This is a genomic window from Pseudomonas sp. HMWF006, from assembly GCF_003061205.1.
Taxonomy (GTDB): domain Bacteria; phylum Pseudomonadota; class Gammaproteobacteria; order Pseudomonadales; family Pseudomonadaceae; genus Aquipseudomonas; species Aquipseudomonas monsensis.
The window spans coordinates 17,993-22,081 of record NZ_QAIU01000392.1 but is presented as its reverse complement, the minus strand read 5'-3'; the positions used below and the strand labels follow the sequence as shown (position 1 = coordinate 22,081).

3 protein-coding genes and 2 pseudogenes are annotated in these 4,089 nt (G+C 60.4%); 4 read left to right on the top strand and 1 reads right to left on the bottom strand.

Annotation, left to right across the window (positions count from 1 at the left end; genetic code table 11):
• A pseudogene (locus DBR24_RS16090) lies at positions 1–283 on the bottom strand (sodium:proton antiporter); the annotation flags it as partial.
• Between the two features lie 108 nt (positions 284–391).
• On the opposite strand from DBR24_RS16090, the gene xerD reads away from it, so the two are divergent.
• The 4 genes and pseudogenes from xerD to DBR24_RS32380 all read left to right on the top strand — a co-directional run.
• Positions 392–1,288, top strand: a complete 897-nt coding sequence (gene xerD, locus DBR24_RS16085; protein WP_128615256.1) for a site-specific tyrosine recombinase XerD — start codon at positions 392–394, stop codon at positions 1,286–1,288.
• A gap of 218 nt (positions 1,289–1,506) precedes the next feature.
• Entirely contained in the window at positions 1,507–2,238 is a 732-nt protein-coding gene (dsbC, locus tag DBR24_RS16080) for a bifunctional protein-disulfide isomerase/oxidoreductase DsbC (protein ID WP_064120585.1), read from the top strand.
• A 131-nt stretch (positions 2,239–2,369) separates the two neighbouring features.
• Positions 2,370–3,674: a homoserine dehydrogenase gene (locus tag DBR24_RS16075; RefSeq protein WP_123464955.1), complete on the top strand. Its 1,305-nt coding sequence runs from the start codon at positions 2,370–2,372 to the stop codon at positions 3,672–3,674.
• 109 nt (positions 3,675–3,783) lie between these two features.
• A pseudogene (locus DBR24_RS32380) lies at positions 3,784–4,089 on the top strand (threonine synthase); the annotation flags it as partial.

Here is a 4,089-nt window from a genome sequence, read left to right as displayed (position 1 = left end):
TCACCAGACGATGCACGACGCTGCCGATCTCGCGCCATTCAGACAGATGCAGGGTCAGGCTGCCCTCGAACAGGATCAATGCCACCGCCAGTGACACCAGAGGCATCAGCAGCGGTCCGAACATTTCCTGCGGATCGAGCCAGCCGAGTACCGGTCCCGCGAGAATCCCGGTCAGCAACAGAAACAGAATCGCCGGCAGCTTCAGGCGCCACGCCAGCCACTGGCAGCCCAGCGCAGCAGCGCCAATCCCGCCGAATGCCAAGAGAATTTGCTGCTCGTTCATTGAAGCTCCCTGTTCCTTGAAATAGCGGGCTATGAAAGACTAGCGCCCATTCCTACAGTTCACTCTACATTTGCGCGCAATCCCCGAGGTTGCGTGTCTTGAGCGCCCATGCCTGCTATTGACCATCCGCTGATTGACCAATTCCTCGACGCTTTATGGCTGGAGAAGGGCCTGTCGGAAAACACCCGTGGCGCCTACCGCAGCGACCTGGCGCTGTTCAACGGCTGGCTGCAGGAGAAAAACCTCGAGCTGATCAACGCCGGTCGTGAATTGATCCTCGACCACTTGGCCTGGCGTCTGGAGCAGAACTACAAACCACGCTCCACCGCGAGATTTCTCTCCGGTGTGCGTGGCTTTTATCGTTATTTGCTGCGGGAAAAGCTGATCAGTGTCGATCCGACATTGCGCGTCGACATGCCACAACTTGGTCGACCGCTGCCCAAATCCCTGTCCGAAGCCGACGTGGAAGCCTTGCTGAAGGCGCCGGATCTGAGCGAAGCCATCGGCCAGCGTGACCGTGCCATGCTTGAAGTGCTCTACGCCTGCGGGCTGCGGGTGACCGAACTGGTGAGCCTGACGCTGGAGCAGGTCAACCTGCGCCAGGGCGTGTTGCGGGTGATGGGCAAGGGCAGCAAGGAACGGCTGGTGCCGATGGGCGAGGAGGCGATCGTCTGGGTCGAGCGTTATATGCGCGATGGCCGTAGCGAGCTGCTCGGTGGCCGGCCCAGCGATGTGCTGTTCCCCAGCCAGCGCGGCGAACAGATGACCCGCCAGACCTTCTGGCATCGCATCAAGCATTGGGCCAAGGTCGCCGGGATTGGCAAGTCGCTGTCGCCGCACACCTTGCGTCACGCATTTGCCACGCACCTGCTCAATCACGGCGCGGATTTGCGCGTGGTGCAGATGTTGCTCGGGCACAGCGACCTTTCCACTACGCAGATCTACACTCACGTTGCCCGCGCCCGTTTGCAGGACCTGCACGCCAAACACCACCCGCGCGGCTGATGAAATCTCCAATGGTGGAGTGTGTACCTGTGGTGAGGGGATAAATCCCCTCACCACAATAATGTGTGTCAGTTGGCCTTGAGTGTCTTGTGTCAGGCGCATTCGGCCACCGTGACCTTATGTGTTAGGCTTTGCCGGTTTGCACGATGGACGGTTATGACCCGGTGTTCCGGCACGGGCGTTCTGACCGCTTCATTTGTCCGCCTTCAGGAGTTCTCATGCGTCTGACCCAGATTTTCGCCGCCGCAGCCATTGCGTTGGTCAGCACCTTTGCCGTCGCCGATGACGCGGCCGACAAAGCCATTCGTCAAAGCCTGGAAAAACTCGAACTCGAGGTTCCGGTAGAAAGCATCAGCGCCAGCCCGTTGCCGGGCATGTATGAAGTCAAGCTCAAGGGTAGCCGCGTGCTGTACGCCAGCGCCGATGGCCAGTACATCGTTCAGGGCTATCTGTTCCAGCTCAAGGACGGCAAACCGGTCAACCTGACCGAGAAGACCGAACGCCTGGGCATCTCCAAACTGGTCAACGCCATCCCGGTGGCCGAGACTGTGGTGTACCCGGCCGTGGGCGAGACCAAATCGCACATCACCGTGTTCACCGACACCACCTGCCCGTACTGCCACAAGCTGCACGCCGAAGTGCCCGAGCTGAACAAGCGCGGCATCGAAGTGCGTTATGTGGCCTTCCCGCGTCAGGGCCTCGGCTCTCCGGGTGACGAGCAGTTGCAAGCCGTGTGGTGCTCGAAAGACAAGAAAGCCGCCATGGACAAAATGGTCGATGGCAAGGAAATCAAGGCCGCCAAGTGCGAGAACCCGGTTTCGAAGCAGTTCGCCCTCGGTCAGTCGATCGGCGTGAACGGCACACCGGCCATCGTTTTGGCCGACGGACAAGTCATTCCGGGCTACCAGCCGGCGCCACAAGTCGCCAAACTGGCCTTGGGCGCGAAGTAATTCGCATCGTCACGGTCAGCCGTTGACGATCATGGTCCGGCAGCAGCATCGCCGGGCCATCAATAGAGGGCCGCGAGCACGCGGTTGTTTTCCGGCCGACCCAGCGTCGGCCGTTTTATGGGGAGTTCACAGTGAATCCGGTCAAAGTAGGCATCTGTGGGTTAGGGACCGTCGGTGGCGGTACCTTCAACGTACTTCAGCGCAACGCCGAGGAAATTGCTCGTCGTGCCGGGCGTGGGATCGAAGTGGCACAAATTGCCATGCGCACGCCAAAGCCTCAGTTCCAGACGACCGGTATTGCGATTACCACCGATGTCTTCGAAGTGGCCACGAACCCTGAGATCGACATCGTCATAGAGCTGATGGGCGGCTACACCGTCGCCCGCGAGCTGGTACTCAAGGCCATCGAGAATGGCAAGCATGTGGTCACCGCGAACAAGGCTCTGATTGCCGTTCACGGTAATGAAATTTTCGCCAAGGCGCGCGAGAAAGGCGTGATCGTCGCGTTCGAAGCGGCGGTGGCCGGTGGCATTCCGGTGATCAAGGCGATCCGCGAAGGCCTGTCCGCCAACCGCATCAACTGGGTTGCCGGGATCATCAACGGCACCGGCAACTTCATCCTCACCGAAATGCGCGAGAAGGGCCGTACCTTCGAAGACGTGCTGGTCGAAGCGCAGGCGCTGGGTTATGCCGAAGCCGATCCGACCTTCGACGTCGAAGGCATCGACGCCGCGCACAAGCTGACGATTCTGGCGTCGATCGCGTTCGGTATTCCGCTGCAATTCGACAAGGCTTACACCGAAGGCATCACCAAACTGACCACCGCTGACGTGAACTACGCCGAAGCGCTGGGCTACCGCATCAAGCACCTCGGTGTGGCTCGCAGCACTGCGGCCGGTATCGAGCTGCGCGTACACCCGACGCTGATCCCGGCTGATCGTCTGATCGCCAACGTCAACGGTGTGATGAACGCGGTGATGGTCAATGGTGACGCCGCCGGCTCGACCCTGTTCTACGGCGCTGGCGCCGGCATGGAGCCAACCGCGTCGTCGGTGATCGCCGACCTGGTAGACGTGGTTCGCGCCATGACTTCCGACCCGGAAAACCGCGTGCCGCATCTGGCCTTCCAGCCGGACTCGCTGTCGGCCCATCCGATCCTGCCGATCGAAGCCTGCGAAAGCGCGTATTACCTGCGCATTCAGGCCAAGGACCATCCGGGCGTACTGGCTCAGGTGGCGAGCATCCTCTCGGAGCGCGGCATCAACATCGAGTCGATCATGCAGAAGGAAGTCGAAGAGCAAGACGGTCTGGTGCCGATGATCCTGCTGACCCACCGCGTGGTCGAGCAGCGTATCAACGATGCGATCGCCGCCCTCGAAGCGCTGGCCGGCGTGAATGGTCCGGTTGTACGGATCCGCGTCGAGCACCTGAACTAAACAGAAGCAGCTGCAAGCTTCGAGCTGCAAGCGGCAAGAGAAAAGCGGTCTGGCTTTTACTTGCAGCTTGTAGCTCGCAGCTTGAAGCTCAAACCGAAGGTTTGAAAACATGCGTTATATCAGTACCCGCGGCCAGGCACCGGCCCTGAATTTCGAAGACGTCCTGCTGGCCGGTCTGGCCACCGATGGCGGTCTGTACGTCCCGGAAAACCTGCCACGTTTCACCCAGGAAGAAATCGCTTCCTGGGCCGGCCTGCCGTATCACGAGCTGGCTTTCCGCGTCATGCGCCCGTTTGTCACCGGCAGCATTCCTGACGCCGATTTCAAAAAGATTCTCGAAGAAACCTACGGCGTGTTCTCGCACAGCGCCGTCGCGCCGCTGCGTCAACTGAACGGCAACGAATGGGTGCTGGAG